The organism is Cupriavidus sp. OTU4054 (genome assembly GCF_038440175.1).
In the GTDB taxonomy this organism is placed as follows: domain Bacteria; phylum Pseudomonadota; class Gammaproteobacteria; order Burkholderiales; family Burkholderiaceae; genus Cupriavidus; species Cupriavidus pauculus_D.
In genome coordinates, this window is the sequence record NZ_JASATF010000004.1 from 54,950 (window position 1) to 68,856 (window position 13,907).

Genomic DNA, 13,907 nt, shown 5'->3' on the forward strand with positions numbered 1-13,907 from the left:
GAAAGGGTTACGACAGGAAGGCTGGGCCGTTCGGGCGCACGCGCATGCCTGGCCGCAGGCGGCGCCAGGGCAGGTCGCCAGGGTCGGCGGCCATCGGTCCCGGCGCCTTCGCCACGAGCACCGCGCGCGCGATAGGCTCGAAGTCCGCACGAAAATGCACCGAGCTCTTGACCACGAGGATGTCCACCTCCGCGGGCTCGACGCCGGCCGCACGGATCAGATTGCGATCGATAACCTGAGATTTGACGGAGCACACGCAGATCGTGACACCGTCCACTTCGAGGCCCGCGACGGGCCCGATGTCCGTCCACAATCCATGCTTCATCACGCCGTCGTAACGCAGCTTTCCATCGGACAGATGGCGCACGATGCATCGGGCGATGAGCGGCGCATCGCCTGCCACACCGGACTTCCCGCCGATGGACAACGTCATCCGTGCGCCAACACCCGCCGCGTGGGCCATGCGCGCTGCCTCCGGGTCCCATATCAGGCCGACGGCGGCATTTGTCGCTCCCGCCGCCAGCAGGGCGCGAACCATACCCATGGTGTTCGAGTCAGCGCCGGCGCCGGGGTTGTCCTGCGTATCGGCGATGATCACCGGCCCACCGGTGTTTCGGACGATCTCCTGCGCGCGCGCCACCGCCGCTTCGGGCGTAAGGAATCCCGCATCCCACGCGGACTCGTCGGCCGTCACGCAGGCATGGAGACGGTCCACTGCCGCGGCAACGGCCGACGCGTCGGCCCCGTAACCCCAGACGACGCCGCCGCATTCGGGAATATCGGCGGCGGGGAAGCCTGGCGTGAACGAAAGACTTTCCACCGCCGCGCCCGTCTCCAGAGGGGCGAGTTCCGCGTAGACATCCGCGGCAGGCGCCATCTGCGTACACATTGCATTGATGGGAATCAGGAACGGGACGCGCCGCGCGTGCAGATGCCAGGGGCTCGGACGTTCCAGCAGGCGATGCAACAGATCCGCGGCACGGGCGCCTGTCGCAGCCAGGTCGATATGCGGATATGTGCGATATGCCACCAATGCATCCGCCGCGCCGAGCATGCCGGACGTGACGTTGGCATGAAGGTCCAGCGATGCGACGATCCTGACGTCTGGACCCACCGCATCGCGCAACCGTGCCAGCAACTCCCCTTCGGGATCGTCGAGATGTTCGCAGACAGCGGCACCGTGCAGGTCGAGGTAGACACCATCGGGGCGGCATTGCTTTGCCGCATCCACGATCTCGGCGGCAATCTTCTCGAACGCGTCCTCCGTGACGTGCGCCGAAGGACTCGCTCCTGCCCATATTACGGGCTGTACGGCATGTCCCAGTGTACGGATACGCCGCAGAAAGCCGCCAACCGGAAGATTCACGTCGCGCAGTTCCAGAATGGCGTCGCCGCGACGCATGGCCGGAAAGCTTTCGCCCCGCTCGAAGCTCTCGTACGTCGCCTTGGTCGGCGCGAAAGTATTGGTTTCGTGCTGGAAGCCAGCAATCAGGATTCGCTTCATTCGACAAGAGTCTGCTGCGTGGTGAATGCCTCGGCGCGAGTCGCATAGGCGTCGTATCCCAGCACGTGGCGCAATGCCGCGCGATCGAAGGCGTAGGGTCGCCCCTCTTCCGAAGCGAGCTGTGCCAACGCTTCGCGCATGCCATGCATGGCGGGCGCCAGCGTTGAAAACGGAAACGTGCCCAGCCGCAGTCCCAGGCTTTGCGCATGTCTTCCGGAATACGGCGGACGCGATGGTTCGCCAGTCACGACCCCAAAAGCGGGCCGGCCGCGTGCGGCGGCGACGGATCGCACGATCTCTTCCTCGCTGGCGGGCGCATCGAGCAACACGATGTCCGCACCCGCCTCCACGAATAGCGCGATGCGCGCCAACGCTTCGTCGAGGCCAAGCGTTGGCCGGCAATCCGTCCGCGCAAGCACGAGCATGCCGGACTCGCGGGACGCCTCGACGGCGGCGCGGACCTTGATGACCGCTTCTTTCCGCGGCAGGCATAGCTTCTCCTGCGCATCCAGCACACGCGGAGACGCCTTGTCCTCGATCATGATGGCTGCCGCGCCTGCTCGGCCGAACGCCCGGACGGTGCGCTCGACGTTCAGCGCATTCCCAAATCCATGGTCGCCGTCGACCATGACCAATGCGGCTGGCGCCGCTTCGCGCACCATCACGAGCGCGTCGAGCAGCTCCGCGAAACTGATGAGGTCCAGATCCGGCCCCCCGAAGCGAGCGGCCGACACACACAGGCCCGACACGAACAGCGCGTCGAATCCGGCCTGTGTGGCCACCCTCGCGCTCAGGCCGTCCCACACCGAGGGCATCGGTAGAAAGCCGGTGGTCTCGAGCCGTCCGCGCAATGCGTCGCCGGCGCCGAGCTTGAAGATTTCAGACATGGATCGCTGCCAGTGAGAAGAATCGACAGTCTGCGGGGTCCCCAGCCCGTGAACAATAACGTCCCCCTTGCGATTTCGTTGCTACGCAGGCAACAATTGCCGAAACGCAAGCTTGGAGATGCAATGGGTCAGGCAGGACGGGTCGTCAACGAGCACCGGCTCAGATACTTCTTCGAGGTGGTCAAAGCCGGTTCCATCCGCGGTGCTGCCGAGCGCCTCGACGTCGCGGCGTCGGTGGTGACGCGGCAGATCCAGCAACTGGAGCGGGAGCTCGGGTGCCGCCTCCTGGAACGCCACGGGCGCAACGTCCGGCCGACCGAGGCTGCCGGTCTGGTCATCGAGCATTGCCGGGACCGCTGGGCCAGCGAGGAGCTGCTTCTCGCGCGCCTCGACGAGCTCAAGGGACTACAGCGTGGCGAGATTCGCATCGTCGCCGGGGAAGGATTTCTCGAACAACTCAGCCAGACGCTGACACTCGACTTCTGCAAGCGCTATCCGAACATCAACCTGAAGCTCGACCAGGTCAGCAGCTATGAGGTGGTGCGCATGGTGCTGGAGGACGAGGCGCATATCGGCATTGCGTACTGCTCGCCCGAGAGTGGATCCGTACGCCTGCTGCGGTCACGATCGCTACCGGTGGGGCTGATCGCGGCGCCCGGGCATCCGTTGGCACGAATGCGGGCACCCATCGCGCTTAAGGATGTGCTGCCGCACCGCGTGGCGCTGATGCAGGAACAGTTTGGTGTCAGGCAGTTGCTGGTGTCCGCCGAGTACGCGGAGGGAATCCAGTTCGTCCCGCACTTCAGCTCGAACTCGCTCGCCGCCGTGAAGAATCACGTGAAATCCGGCGCAACGGTCACCTTTCTGTCGGCCAACGCGGTCGCACGCGAGGTTGCCACCGGGGAACTGGTCCATATCCCTATCCGGAACAGCATCCTGGAGGCCGCCACGGTCCAGCTGATCGTTCGCGCCGGGCGAGCGTCTTCGGCCGCCCTGCAGGAAGTACAGCGGTGCATTACGCAGATGCCGCTTTTCGCCGGCGGGACCTAGGTCGGGGGGCGCAGTGTCGCCGAATCGTTGACCACAGGGCAACGATTTAGCGGCGGCGACTGCATTGATTCGGAGGGCGGCGGAAACCAATAATAGGTTCGCCGGCCGCAGGTTCGGCCACGCGACCGTTACCCGAATCATCCATTTCGCATGACTGCCATCATGAAGCGCCTTGCCCTCCCCCTTCTCGCCGCGACCGCCCTGCTCCTGCCGCTACTGGGAAAGGCCCAGTCCGACTCCCACTACCCGACCAAGCCCGTCCGGCTCATCATCGGCTACGCACCGGGCGGATCCGCAGATTCGCTCGCGCGGCTGATCGCCAATCGCCTGTCCGTCCAGATGGGACAGACCTTCGTCGTCGACAACCGGCCTGGCGCCGCAAGCAGCATCGGCGCCAATGCAGTCGCCAAGTCGAATCCTGACGGCTACACGATCTTTCTTGGCTCGAACGCGAACACCATCAACGTCACGCTCTACAAGAAGCTGCCATTCGACCTGCAGAAGGATCTTGCACCGATCGGGCTCGTGGCGAGTTTCCCGAACATCATGGTCGTCAGTCCTTCGCTTCCCGTGAAGAGCGTCAGCGACTTCATTGCCTATGCGAAGGCGCACCCGAACGCCGTCAACTATGGCTCGTCGGGACTCGGCTCTTCCACTTTCATCGCGGGCGAAATGTTCCGTTCCATGGCGGGCATCGAGATGCAGCACGTGCAGTACAAGGGTAGCGCTCCAGCGTTGACGGACCTGATGGCAGGACAGGTGCAGGTGATGTTCGACAATGCGCCATCCGTGCTGCCGTTCGTCCAGAGCGGAAAACTGCGCGCGCTTGCCGTCACCAGCCCGCAGCCGCAGGGCTTTCTCCCGGGTGTGCCCACCATGACGTCGTCCGGACTTCCCGGGTACGAGATCTCTTCCTGGTATGGGCTCTTCGCACCGGCCGCCACGCCTTCGGCCATCGTCGCGGCTCTGAACAAGGAACTCAATATCGCGCTGCAGGACAAGAGCCTGCGCGAAAAACTCGCGGCACTGGGCGCCACGCCCGAGGGTGGCACCGCCGAGGCGTTCAAGGCGCATGTCTCAAAGGAAATCCCGAAATGGGCAACGCTGATCCGCAACTCCGGCGCAAGCGCGGAGTGACACTGCACGATGCGAGCATCCAGCATGACCGTTTCAGTCCAGACCGCCGCTGAAGCCCTGACCGAACTGGTCGGCGCCGCCAACTGCACCGTAGCCGCACAGGACAAGCGGCCTTATCTCACGGATTACCGCGGCATCTTCCACGGCGAGGCCATGGTGGTGGTAACGCCTGTTTCGACGCAGCAGGTGGGCGATGTCGTATCGTGGTGTTACCGGCACGACGTCCCGGTCGTACCGCAGGGCGGCAATACGTCGCTGATGGGTGGCGCGGTCCCCGACGATACCGGCACGGCCGTCGTCATCAGCCTGCGAAAGCTGAACCGCGTGCTGTCGGTCGATGTCGTCAACGACACCATGACGGTGCAGGCCGGCGTCACCCTCGCGGCTGCGCGCGAGGCCGCGGAGAACGCGCAGCGACTCTTCCCGCTGCGCATTGGCTCCGAAGGATCGTGCCAGATCGGGGGCAATGTCTCCACCAATGCGGGCGGCACCGCCGTACTGCGGTACGGCAATATGCGAGACCTCGTGCTCGGCATCGAAGTCGTGCTGCCGGACGGCCGTATTTATTCGTCGCTCAAGGGGCTGCGCAAAGACAATACGGGCTACGACCTCAAGCAACTTTTCATTGGTGCCGAGGGGACGTTGGGCATTGTCACCGCCGTGGTGCTGAAGCTCGCGCCGCAGCCGAGGGCTACCGCGGCGGCTTTCATCGCGGTAAAGAACCCGCATGCGGCAGTCGCGCTCCTTCAGGCCGCGAAAATCGGCTCTGGCAACGCCGTGAGCGCATTCGAGCTCGTGTCCGCTCCCGCGCTAGAACTTGTTCTGGACTACCTTGGCGATGCGAAATCGCCTCTGCAACACGCGCACGAATGGATGGTTCTGATGGAGCTGACATCGGGCGGCACCGACGAGGCATTGCACGCGGCACTATTGGACATTCTCGAGCTCGGCTTCGCGGAAGGGCTGATCGAAGACGCCGCAATAGCGGCGAGCCTTGCCGATATTCAGGCTTTCTGGCGCATTCGCGAAGACATCTCCGATGCGCAAACGCGCGCGGGCGGCAGTATCAAGTGCGATGTGTCCGTACCGATCTCGCGCATTGCCGATTTTATCGACGCCGCGTCGGCCGAGGTGCTAGCGCTCGACCCCGAGATTCGCCTCGTCATCTACGGTCACCTGGGCGATGGCAATGTCCATTTCAATCCTCTGAGGCCTCGAGACCAGCAGGCGGCCGAGTTTCTGGCGCGGCACTACAGGGTAGTATCGGAGACCGTCGACGGCCTCGCACACCGTGAGCACGGTTCTATTTCCGCGGAGCACGGTATCGGTGTGGTGAAGCGCGACGACCTGCGGAAGTACAAGTCTGAGGTGGAACTGCAGTTGATGTGGCAAGTAAAACGGGCGCTGGACCCGAAGAATCTATTGAACCCTGGGCGTGTACTTCCCGAGCCCGACGACCCATGCGCCATCCACTGAGGACACCCAAGGAAGAGTTATCCGTATTGCTCGATGAAGTGAGGAACCGGCGGCAGGAAATACTGCGAGACGCTCGACACCGCCTTCCTCGGAGTGCGGGCGAAGGCGAGTACTGGCCGCTCGTCCTCGCCTCCCTCGGACATCAAATGAATGCGCGGACGATCAGGCAACAAGTCATCGGACTCGCCTGTGCCGTGGAGTTCGGCTTGCGAGTCTCGCCGCCTGCCGATCTGGCCGCACGCCTCCAGGCAGAAGCGGCGCCCCTCCGGACGCTGTACTGGGTCGCTCAACGGCGACTGCGATTGACAGCGACGCACCGAGATTACGGTCGGTAACGGCGTGATGAACGTGCTGGTTAGCGCAGGGCCGATGGCCCACGGACTGGCACATCGGCGCCGTGAATGAGCTCGTTGCGAAACTGTGGTCCCGGCATCGGAGCTTGACGCCGCGATTAAGGAAATCAAGAAACTGCAGCGCCTACTCGGGAAGACGACAATGGAGGTCGAAACATATCGACTAGGAGGCGACACACTTGCATCCCTCGCAAGGAGAGAGAGTGGGGTGCGATCCCAAAAAATGAAAAAGCCTTCCGCACTGAGAGCTTAGATGCGCAAGGCGCATCAGATCCGCACTTCCTGCACCCGAGTGGGTGCAAGTGACTACGCTGTCTTTCGGCGTGCACCACCGCCCTTCAACTGCGCGGCCTTCTCACGTTTCGCACGGCAGGCGGATGGAGATTGCCTGCATGCCTAAAGGCGAATCGACTTGCTCCTGAAGCGCCGTCGGTGCGACCTGCACGTATTGCTCATCCGCGCCCAGCGTACCGTTGTCCCATGCCTCGTCGGTACCTGGGATTTTGTTGGCTTGCGTCATGGCTTCTCCTGATTCCATCCTGTCACCGTGGGTGCCAGGCATGCAGAGCCTGCGTGGCAGGTCGCCAGTGTACATACGAGCGCGTGTGCTGCGTGATCTGCCCGATGTGGAGCGCCGCATTTAAAGGATCGCCCATCCAACCAATTCTCATCTATACCGATAACAAATACTATCGATACCGTCGCACTGCGCGCCTGCGACGAGGCCGTTCCTCGCGGGTCGCTGTTGAGCGCAACTGGCGTGAGCACGGACCCCTAGAGATCTCTTCGATTCAGAGACCAATGGGTGACACGACCACCGTCTGGTCCCATTGGACGCAAGTGACGAAAGGCCGCTGAGGGGGGCCACGATCTAACCCGCGGCGAGGCGCTCCGACATGCTGCCTTGCGCCAATAACGTCACGCCACCGACGCCCCGTCCTCCACACATGCCTCCCCGTCCCGCCACCCCCTCCAGACGACGCGGTTTCGGCCTTCTCTTTTGGCCTGGTAAAGGGCGTCGTCCGCCGATTTGGTCAGGTGGTCGATGGAGCCGGCGGGGGACCAGCGGGTCGTGGTGCCGCCGATGCTGACGGTGAATGGTGGGTGCGCTGACGACCCCTGACGTTCCACGTCATGGCGGATGGCCTCGGCGATGCGGATGCCGGTGCCTTCGTCGGTCTTGGGTAAGACAACCACGAATTCTTCGCCGCCGTAGCGGGCGGCGAGGCCATTGTGTTGTGTTGCATGACGCAGAAGGTGCGAGGCCAGTCGCTTGAGGGCCTCGTCTCCGATGGCGTGGCCGAACGCGTCGTTGTAGTCCTTGAAGTTGTCCGCGTCCACGAAAAGCACCGACAGGACCGCTGCGTGCCCGTCGCTCCTCTGCAATCGCGCCCACTCGCTTTCCAGCGCGGCGGACAACGCGCGGCGATTCTTCAGGCCGGTCAGGGAATCCGTTTGCGTGAGTTCCATCAGGTGCTGCTGCGCCCTCACCCGATCCCTGAGCGCGAAGGAAAGCAACCATACGACCGTGCAGAAGGCCACGCTGATCGCGAATGACGCGCTGCCAACGCCCCAGCATAGCCGCGTCCAGGACGCCAACGCCTCTTCTTTCGCGGGTGCCATGACCGCGATGAACGGTGTCCCCGGCACGCGCTGGTACGTGTAGAGCCGCACGACGCCGTCGATGGACGAACGGGCTTCATAGAAGCCCGATTGCTGGTTCACCATTCTGGGAAACGTTGGCGACAGCTTGAGGTCAGGCGCCGGCATGACGCCCGAGGATGGATTGCGCGCGATCACGCTGCCGTCGATACGCACGATCGCCGTCGCGCCGCGGCGGCCGACATCGAGCTGGGCAAGGAGCTGCCGGAAGTAATCGACGTCGATCGCAAGGACCGCCACCCCTGCAAACTCCCCGTCGGGCCGGGCGATTCGCCGACTCAGGGCGATGGCTTCGACGCCGCCGCGCGAGCGCGCCCGGTAGGCGGCAGACACGTAGAGCCCCACGTCTGCCCCGCTTCGATGCACCCGAAAGTAGTCTCTGTCGCGGAAGTCCCACTTGTGCGTGCTCGAGCAGCAGCCATCGATAAGCTGCCCCCGATCGTCCGTCACGCCCATCCCCGTCACGTACCTGGCCGCCGCCGTGCCGTTGAACAGCACTTCATGGCGCGTCTTCGGGTCCATGGCCCGAATGCCCGGCCTGGCCAATGCCGCGATCAGCATTTGCAGCGACTGGTCCGACGAGTCCATGGTCCTGGCAATGTTGTTGACCAGCACCGCAGCCACGTTCTTCGACGTCTCGTGGGCATGCAACAGCGCGGTTTCACGCGCTGACCAGAGCGTCAGCATGGAAATGCCAAACGCGACGAGAGTCAGCAAGGTACCGAGGACACCGACGAGCACCGGATGGCGACCCACCCAGGGGGCAACTGCTTTGGCGTGAATACGAGATAACACGATGAAAAGTCAGGACAGCTTGTCACATGCCCGTCAAAAAGCCTTCCTCCCACGGGAAAGACACCTCCGAGGCATGCGCCTGCCATGCGGGACGATAGCCAACCTCCCATGTTAACGGCGGTGCATGACAAAGATGAAGATGGGACATCCTCCCCCGGCGCGAATCGCCGTCGATTGTTGGCGAATGCCGGATGCTGTAACCAGCGCACGGGATTTATCGCCGAGCCAGGATCCTCAATACTCCTCGCACCAACACCGCAACCACACAGGAGTACTGCCATGCCATTCGCCAACTTCAAGTTTCCGGAGGGGATTCTCGATCATGCCCGCAAGGAGGAAATCATCCACCGCACCACGGCGATGTTCGTCGAGTATTTCGGTGAGGGCGTCCGCCCTTATTCGATGGTGCTCGTCGAGGAAGTCGCGGACGGCGGCTGGGGGCGCGCCGACGAGACGCTGACGCTGGAAAAGATGGGACTCGGAACTCGGGCCGACAAGGGCGGCGCGTAGTCCCCAGTCGCATCCGTCGCCGGCGCGGCAAACACGGGGATAGCCTCCAGGCTAGCCGAACTGCGCGGCGAATCGCTTCAGCGCGGCGTTCGTCTCCGCGGCGGCGAAGCAGAACTCGAGCGGCAACGGCACCGACAGGTCCCGCAACGCCACGAAGCGCACGCGCGCCGGCGGACGGTCGCGATTCGCGGCATTGACGATGGCGGCGCCCATGCCCGCCGATACCAGCGACAGGATTGCAGTCTCCGTCGAGGCTTCCTGGCGGATGTCGAGCGTGAGGCCGGCCGCCGCGCACACGGATAGCAAATGGTCGTGATATGCGGGATAGACGCGCCGCGGAAATGCGATGAACGGCTTTCCCGCCAACTCGGCGGCCGCAACGGAGGCCAGGCTAGCGAGCGGCCACGCCGCCGGCACGGCCAGCACGACGTTCTGCTCGAGGATGCGAACGCTCGCGATGCCTTCCGGCAGCGTGCCGAAGCGATAGCAGAAGCCTCCATCGAGGCGCCCTGCTGAAATCGCCTCCAGCTGTTCCGGCGTGTTCATCGGCATGAGCTCGAGCGCGATATGCGGTGCCGCTTGCTCGAAGGCATGAAGCGCGTCCGAGACGACGCCGCTCCACGCCGCGTTTTCCACGAAGCCGATACGCAGATGGCCCTGCACGCCTTCCGCGATCCTGCGTGCGAGGCGGTTGGCCGCATCGACGCGCGCGAGGATCTCGCGCGCTTCCTCCAGGTAAGCCTGCCCCGCCGGCGTCAGCTTGAGGCCGCGCGGGGTGCGCTCGAACAGCGCGGCGCCTATCGACTCTTCGAGATCCTGGATCTGCCGCGAGATGGCGGGTTGCGTCACGTGCAGCTGTTCCGATGCGGCCCGCACGCTGCGCAGTTCCGCGACGGCGGTGAAATAGCGAAGATGCCGGAGTTCCATGATGTTCCCGAACGGAGCGAAACGTCTGGCGATGATACCGTCACGCCATGGTGCGGGCGGGCAGAAACGTTGTATCTTCCCGCGAGAGCAACTGCACCACCGCGACTGCCACCACCCGACCGCCATGAAAAGCACCACTGGACGCCATCTTCCCGCGCTGACCAATCTCGTTGCCCTGGAGACCACTGCCCGCCTGGGCAGCGTGACGGGCGCGTCCGAGGAGCTTTGCCTGACGCAAGGCGCCGTCAGCAAGCAGATCACGGAGCTGGAGGACTTTCTCGGCGTGCGATTGCTGAATCGCCGCAAGGGCGCGATGGCCGCCACCCCAATCGGCGAGGAGTACCTGAAGACCGTGCGCAAGGCGCTAGCGATGTTGGAGGAAGCGACCCGCGAGGTGCAATCCGGATGGGCCGCAGGAGGCAGGCTGAACCTCTCCGTGCCGGTATCGCTCGGCAACATCTGGCTGCTGCCGCGGCTGCTCCGGTTCGCGAAAGAACAGCCGCAGATCCAGCTGAACGTGACCACGAAGGTCGGACCCATCGATCTCGAGAACGCCCAGCAGGATGCCGCGATCATGTACTGTTCGGACCCGCCGCCGCAGCATTACTCGATGAAGGTCATGCCGCTCGAGCTCTTCCCGGTCTGTGCCCCCGAGCTGCTGCCGGCCGGAGCGACGCTGGCCACGGCCACGAAGAAGCGCCTGCCGCTGCTGCATCAGATGGCGGCGCTCGAAGCCTGGCCGTCCTATCTGAAGCAGCAAGGCATCCGGCAACCCGAGCGCGACGGCCCACGCTACGGCCTGCTGACCATGGGTCTGCAGGCCGCGCTGGGCGGCATGGGTGTCGCGTTGTTGCCCGACTACGTGACGGGCGAGGATATTCGGGCAGGACGATTGATCCGCCTCTCGTCCACCGCTTACGTGTCGCCGAAGTCGTACTACTTCGTCTGCCTCGAAGAGAAGCTGGCCCACCCCGCGATGCACACCTTCATTGCATGGCTGCGCGAGCAGCGTTCGGAGGAGATGCCGGCGGCTTGACCGCATCGCTTTTCACAAGCGTCGAGCCCACGAAGCGTCCGGGCCGATTGCCGGTGGGCCGGCCATCGCGCAACGTCGCCTCGCCGGCAACGAGCACATGGAGAACGCCGACGGACGGCTGCACCGGATCGTCGAACGTGGCGCGATCCTGGATCGTCGCGGGGTCGAACACGGTAATATCCGCCACATGCCCCACGCGCAGTTCCCCGCGGCGTTCCAGGCCGAAGCGCCGCGCGGCGAGGCCCGTCATCTTATGGACGGCGCGCTCGAGCGGAAACAGGCCCAGATCCCGTGCGTACAACCCGAGCACGCGCGGAAACGTGCCCCACAGACGCGGGTGCGGGGTCTCGTCGGAGGGAATGCCGTCGGAGCCCACCATCGTGTCCGGATAGGCAAGGATGTCGCGGACATCGCCCTCGTCCATGATGAAGTACACCGCGCCACCGGGCGTGAGCGACTCCGCTACCTCGCGACGCGTGCGTCCCCATGCCTCGGCGATCTCTTCCAGATACCGGCCGGCCACCTCGGGGTGGGTCGCCGACCAGGTGATGAGGATGCGGTCGCACTGGTCCACGCGCTCGGGACGCAGCATCGTCGACGACGCGGCGTACGGATAGCAGTCCATGCACAGCGGCATGGTCTGCGCCAGCGCGTTCACCTGCGCAAGCGTCTCGCGGCTACGGCCATGGTTTTGCTTGCCCACGAGCTTGTGGTGCGAGATGACCGTGGACACGCCCAGCGCCTTGCCGATCCGCGCCGTTTCGTCGATGGACTCGCGCACACGGTCGCTCTCGTCCCGCATGTGCGACACCAGGACCCCGCCGAGCCGCCGCATGGGTTCGCACATGCGCACGATCTCGTCCTCGGACGCGGCGGCCGATGGTGGATAGAACGTGCCCGTCGACACGCCGATGGCGCCCTCCTGCAATGCCGTTTCCACATCCTCCCGCATGCGATCGATCTCGGCGTCGCTCGCAGCCGCGCCCAGTTGACCGACGTGCCGCGCGCGGAGGGTGGACTGCCCGACCAGCACCGCGACGTTGACCGCGGCGGGACTCGCGGCGAACGTCTCCCGGTACGCCTGCACGGATTCGAACCGGTAGCCGCCGCGCAGGATATCGAGCGGCGCCGGAGGAATCGCGTCGGTCACCAGCGGGAACAGGCTGATGCCGCAATTGCCTGCGATGATCGTGGTCACGCCTTGCGTCACCTTTGGCAGCATCTCGGGCGACTGGAACACCAGCCAGTCGTCATGCGTGTGCGTATCGATGAAGCCGGGCGTCACGGCCAGCCCGGTGGCATCGATATCGGTGACGGCCCGTGCATCGCGCAGGTCGCCGATCGCGACGATTTCCCCGCCGCGTATCGCGATATCGGCGGATCGCCGCGGAGCGCCCGTACCGTCGATAAGGTCGCCGTTGCGGATGATGGTGTCGAATGAAATGGTCATGCTCATCCTCAATCCACCTTGGCGCCGCTCTTGCGCACGAGCTCGCCGAATTTCACGGTTTCGGCGGCGATCAGCGCCTGAAAGTCGCGCGCAGTCCCGCCCAGCGGCTCGAACGACAGCCGGTCCAGCTGCGCGCGGAACTCCGGATCGCGCAGGATCGCGTTGACCTCCTTGTTCAGCCGCTCGACCGCCTCCGGAGGCGTGCCCGGCGACGCGACCAGCCCGGCCCACGCGGTGACCTCATAGCCCTTGAGACCCGCTTCCGACAACGTTGGAATATCGGGATAACGGGGCGAGCGATTGCGCGACGTCACGGCCAGCGCACGCACCCGATGCGACGACACGTAGGGGCCGATCGAGGGCACGTTGTCGAACATCAGCTGCACGCTGTTGCCGACGAGGTCCTGCAGGGCCGGCGTGCTTCCCTTGTATGGGACATGCGTGATATCGACCTGCGTCATGACCTTGAACAGTTCCCCGCCCAGATGGCTCGTGGTGCCGTTACCCGCCGAGCCCATCGACAACTTGCCGGGATTCGCGCGCGCATAGCTCACCAGTTCCTGGACCGACTTGACGGGCAGCGACGGATTGACGGCGAGAATGCTGAAGGTGGTCACGAGCCCGACGATGGGCAGCAGCTTGTCAGGATCGTAGGGGAGCTTGCTGTACAGGAAGCGGTTCGTGGCCAGCGTGGCATTGTTGCCGTAGGCCACGGTATAGCCATCGGCCGGCGCGGCCAGCAGCGCCTGGATGCCGATATTGCCGCCGGCTCCGGGCCGATTCTCGACCACCACAGGTTGCCCGAGCCGCCGGGAAAGCGCTTCTCCGAACAGCCTTGCCACGATGTCTGGCGAGCCGCCCGGTGCGGTTGGCACGATCAGCCTCACAGGCTTCTCCGGCCACGCGGCATGGGCGACGCTCATCCCTGACAGCGCTGGCGCTATCAGCCCGATGGCCATAGAGGCCAGGACGCTTCTTGTCGGACGCATCATCTCTCACTCTCCTCGATCCTTGATGTCACGACGAGGAGTATCGCCAGAGGGCGACGGCGGATCCTAGTGAAGTTTCGTCGATGATGTATTCCGACACGGAATAGTAGAGAAACGCTGGATGCGATGCC

At 64.4% G+C, this 13,907-nt stretch carries 13 protein-coding genes; 5 read left to right on the top strand and 8 right to left on the bottom strand.

All coding sequences use genetic code 11. From position 1 onward, the window contains the following. Positions 1-7 precede the first annotated feature (7 nt). Positions 8-1,504 (bottom strand): M81 family metallopeptidase, encoded by a 1,497-nt coding sequence (locus tag AAHB16_RS06745; protein WP_342050426.1) that lies wholly within the window; start codon positions 1,502-1,504, stop codon positions 8-10. Continuing rightward, positions 1,501-2,391 (bottom strand): isocitrate lyase/PEP mutase family protein, encoded by an 891-nt coding sequence (locus tag AAHB16_RS06750; RefSeq protein ID WP_150371712.1) that lies wholly within the window; start codon positions 2,389-2,391, stop codon positions 1,501-1,503. The genes AAHB16_RS06745 and AAHB16_RS06750 overlap by 4 nt, the downstream gene beginning before the upstream one ends. 123 nt (positions 2,392-2,514) lie before the next feature. Here AAHB16_RS06750 and AAHB16_RS06755 point away from each other — a divergent pair, with 123 nt between their 5' ends. The 3 genes from AAHB16_RS06755 to AAHB16_RS06765 all read left to right on the top strand — a co-directional run bounded on the left by AAHB16_RS06755 (position 2,515) and on the right by AAHB16_RS06765 (position 6,054). Then, complete coding sequence (locus AAHB16_RS06755; protein WP_150371711.1) at positions 2,515-3,441, top strand: LysR family transcriptional regulator; 927 nt, start codon at positions 2,515-2,517, stop codon at positions 3,439-3,441. Positions 3,442-3,603: 162 nt separating this feature from the next. Beyond that, positions 3,604-4,578: a tripartite tricarboxylate transporter substrate binding protein gene (locus tag AAHB16_RS06760; RefSeq protein ID WP_150371710.1), complete on the top strand. Its 975-nt coding sequence runs from the start codon at positions 3,604-3,606 to the stop codon at positions 4,576-4,578. Between the two features lie 24 nt (positions 4,579-4,602). Then, positions 4,603-6,054 carry an FAD-binding oxidoreductase gene (locus tag AAHB16_RS06765; protein ID WP_150371709.1) on the top strand — a complete coding sequence of 484 codons (1,452 nt, stop codon included), beginning with the start codon at positions 4,603-4,605 and terminating at the stop codon, positions 6,052-6,054. 17 nt (positions 6,055-6,071) lie between these two features. Here the strand turns inward: AAHB16_RS06765 and AAHB16_RS06770 are convergent, their stop codons facing one another. The 3 genes from AAHB16_RS06770 to AAHB16_RS06780 all read right to left on the bottom strand — a co-directional run bounded on the left by AAHB16_RS06770 (position 6,072) and on the right by AAHB16_RS06780 (position 8,756). Then, positions 6,072-6,344, bottom strand: coding sequence for a hypothetical protein (locus AAHB16_RS06770; protein WP_150371708.1), 273 nt, complete (start codon positions 6,342-6,344; stop codon positions 6,072-6,074). 418 nt (positions 6,345-6,762) lie between these two features. Beyond that, positions 6,763-6,927: a hypothetical protein gene (locus AAHB16_RS06775; RefSeq protein WP_342050427.1), complete on the bottom strand. Its 165-nt coding sequence runs from the start codon at positions 6,925-6,927 to the stop codon at positions 6,763-6,765. 398 nt (positions 6,928-7,325) lie between these two features. Continuing rightward, a complete protein-coding gene (locus tag AAHB16_RS06780; protein WP_342050558.1) occupies positions 7,326-8,756 on the bottom strand; it encodes a GGDEF domain-containing protein in 1,431 nt (476 codons plus the stop codon). Between the two features lie 387 nt (positions 8,757-9,143). Here AAHB16_RS06780 and AAHB16_RS06785 point away from each other — a divergent pair, with 387 nt between their 5' ends. Continuing rightward, on the top strand, positions 9,144-9,374 hold the full coding sequence (locus AAHB16_RS06785) for a tautomerase family protein (RefSeq protein WP_150371707.1): 231 nt from the start codon (positions 9,144-9,146) through the stop codon (positions 9,372-9,374). A gap of 51 nt (positions 9,375-9,425) precedes the next feature. On the opposite strand, the gene AAHB16_RS06790 is transcribed toward AAHB16_RS06785, so the two are convergent. Further along, positions 9,426-10,301, bottom strand: coding sequence for a LysR family transcriptional regulator (locus tag AAHB16_RS06790; RefSeq protein ID WP_342050428.1), 876 nt, complete (start codon positions 10,299-10,301; stop codon positions 9,426-9,428). Between the two features lie 124 nt (positions 10,302-10,425). Here AAHB16_RS06790 and AAHB16_RS06795 point away from each other — a divergent pair, with 124 nt between their 5' ends. Then, positions 10,426-11,337: a LysR substrate-binding domain-containing protein gene (locus tag AAHB16_RS06795; RefSeq protein WP_342050429.1), complete on the top strand. Its 912-nt coding sequence runs from the start codon at positions 10,426-10,428 to the stop codon at positions 11,335-11,337. On the opposite strand, the gene AAHB16_RS06800 is transcribed toward AAHB16_RS06795, so the two are convergent. Both AAHB16_RS06800 and AAHB16_RS06805 read right to left on the bottom strand, forming a co-directional pair. Next, a complete protein-coding gene (locus AAHB16_RS06800) occupies positions 11,288-12,781 on the bottom strand; it encodes an N-acyl-D-amino-acid deacylase family protein (RefSeq protein ID WP_342050559.1) in 1,494 nt (497 codons plus the stop codon). The two genes, AAHB16_RS06795 and AAHB16_RS06800, sit on opposite strands and share 50 nt — an antisense overlap. A gap of 14 nt (positions 12,782-12,795) precedes the next feature. Continuing rightward, positions 12,796-13,710, bottom strand: a complete 915-nt coding sequence (locus AAHB16_RS06805) for a Bug family tripartite tricarboxylate transporter substrate binding protein (RefSeq protein ID WP_223851432.1) — start codon at positions 13,708-13,710, stop codon at positions 12,796-12,798. Positions 13,711-13,907: the final 197 nt, after the last annotated feature.

Coding starts and splice junctions, on each gene's coding strand:
- AAHB16_RS06780 (WP_342050558.1), bottom strand. CDS start 8,756: ATGCTGACGCTCTGGTCAGCGCGTGAAACCGCGCTGTTGCATGCCCAC.
- AAHB16_RS06750 (WP_150371712.1), bottom strand. CDS start 2,391: ATGTCTGAAATCTTCAAGCTCGGCGCCGGCGACGCATTGCGCGGACGG.
- AAHB16_RS06755 (WP_150371711.1), top strand. CDS start 2,515: ATGGGTCAGGCAGGACGGGTCGTCAACGAGCACCGGCTCAGATACTTC.
- AAHB16_RS06765 (WP_150371709.1), top strand. CDS start 4,603: ATGACCGTTTCAGTCCAGACCGCCGCTGAAGCCCTGACCGAACTGGTC.
- AAHB16_RS06805 (WP_223851432.1), bottom strand. CDS start 13,710: ATGAGCGTCGCCCATGCCGCGTGGCCGGAGAAGCCTGTGAGGCTGATC.
- AAHB16_RS06745 (WP_342050426.1), bottom strand. CDS start 1,504: ATGAAGCGAATCCTGATTGCTGGCTTCCAGCACGAAACCAATACTTTC.
- AAHB16_RS06760 (WP_150371710.1), top strand. CDS start 3,604: ATGAAGCGCCTTGCCCTCCCCCTTCTCGCCGCGACCGCCCTGCTCCTG.
- AAHB16_RS06785 (WP_150371707.1), top strand. CDS start 9,144: ATGCCATTCGCCAACTTCAAGTTTCCGGAGGGGATTCTCGATCATGCC.
- AAHB16_RS06775 (WP_342050427.1), bottom strand. CDS start 6,927: ATGACGCAAGCCAACAAAATCCCAGGTACCGACGAGGCATGGGACAAC.
- AAHB16_RS06795 (WP_342050429.1), top strand. CDS start 10,426: ATGAAAAGCACCACTGGACGCCATCTTCCCGCGCTGACCAATCTCGTT.
- AAHB16_RS06790 (WP_342050428.1), bottom strand. CDS start 10,301: ATGGAACTCCGGCATCTTCGCTATTTCACCGCCGTCGCGGAACTGCGC.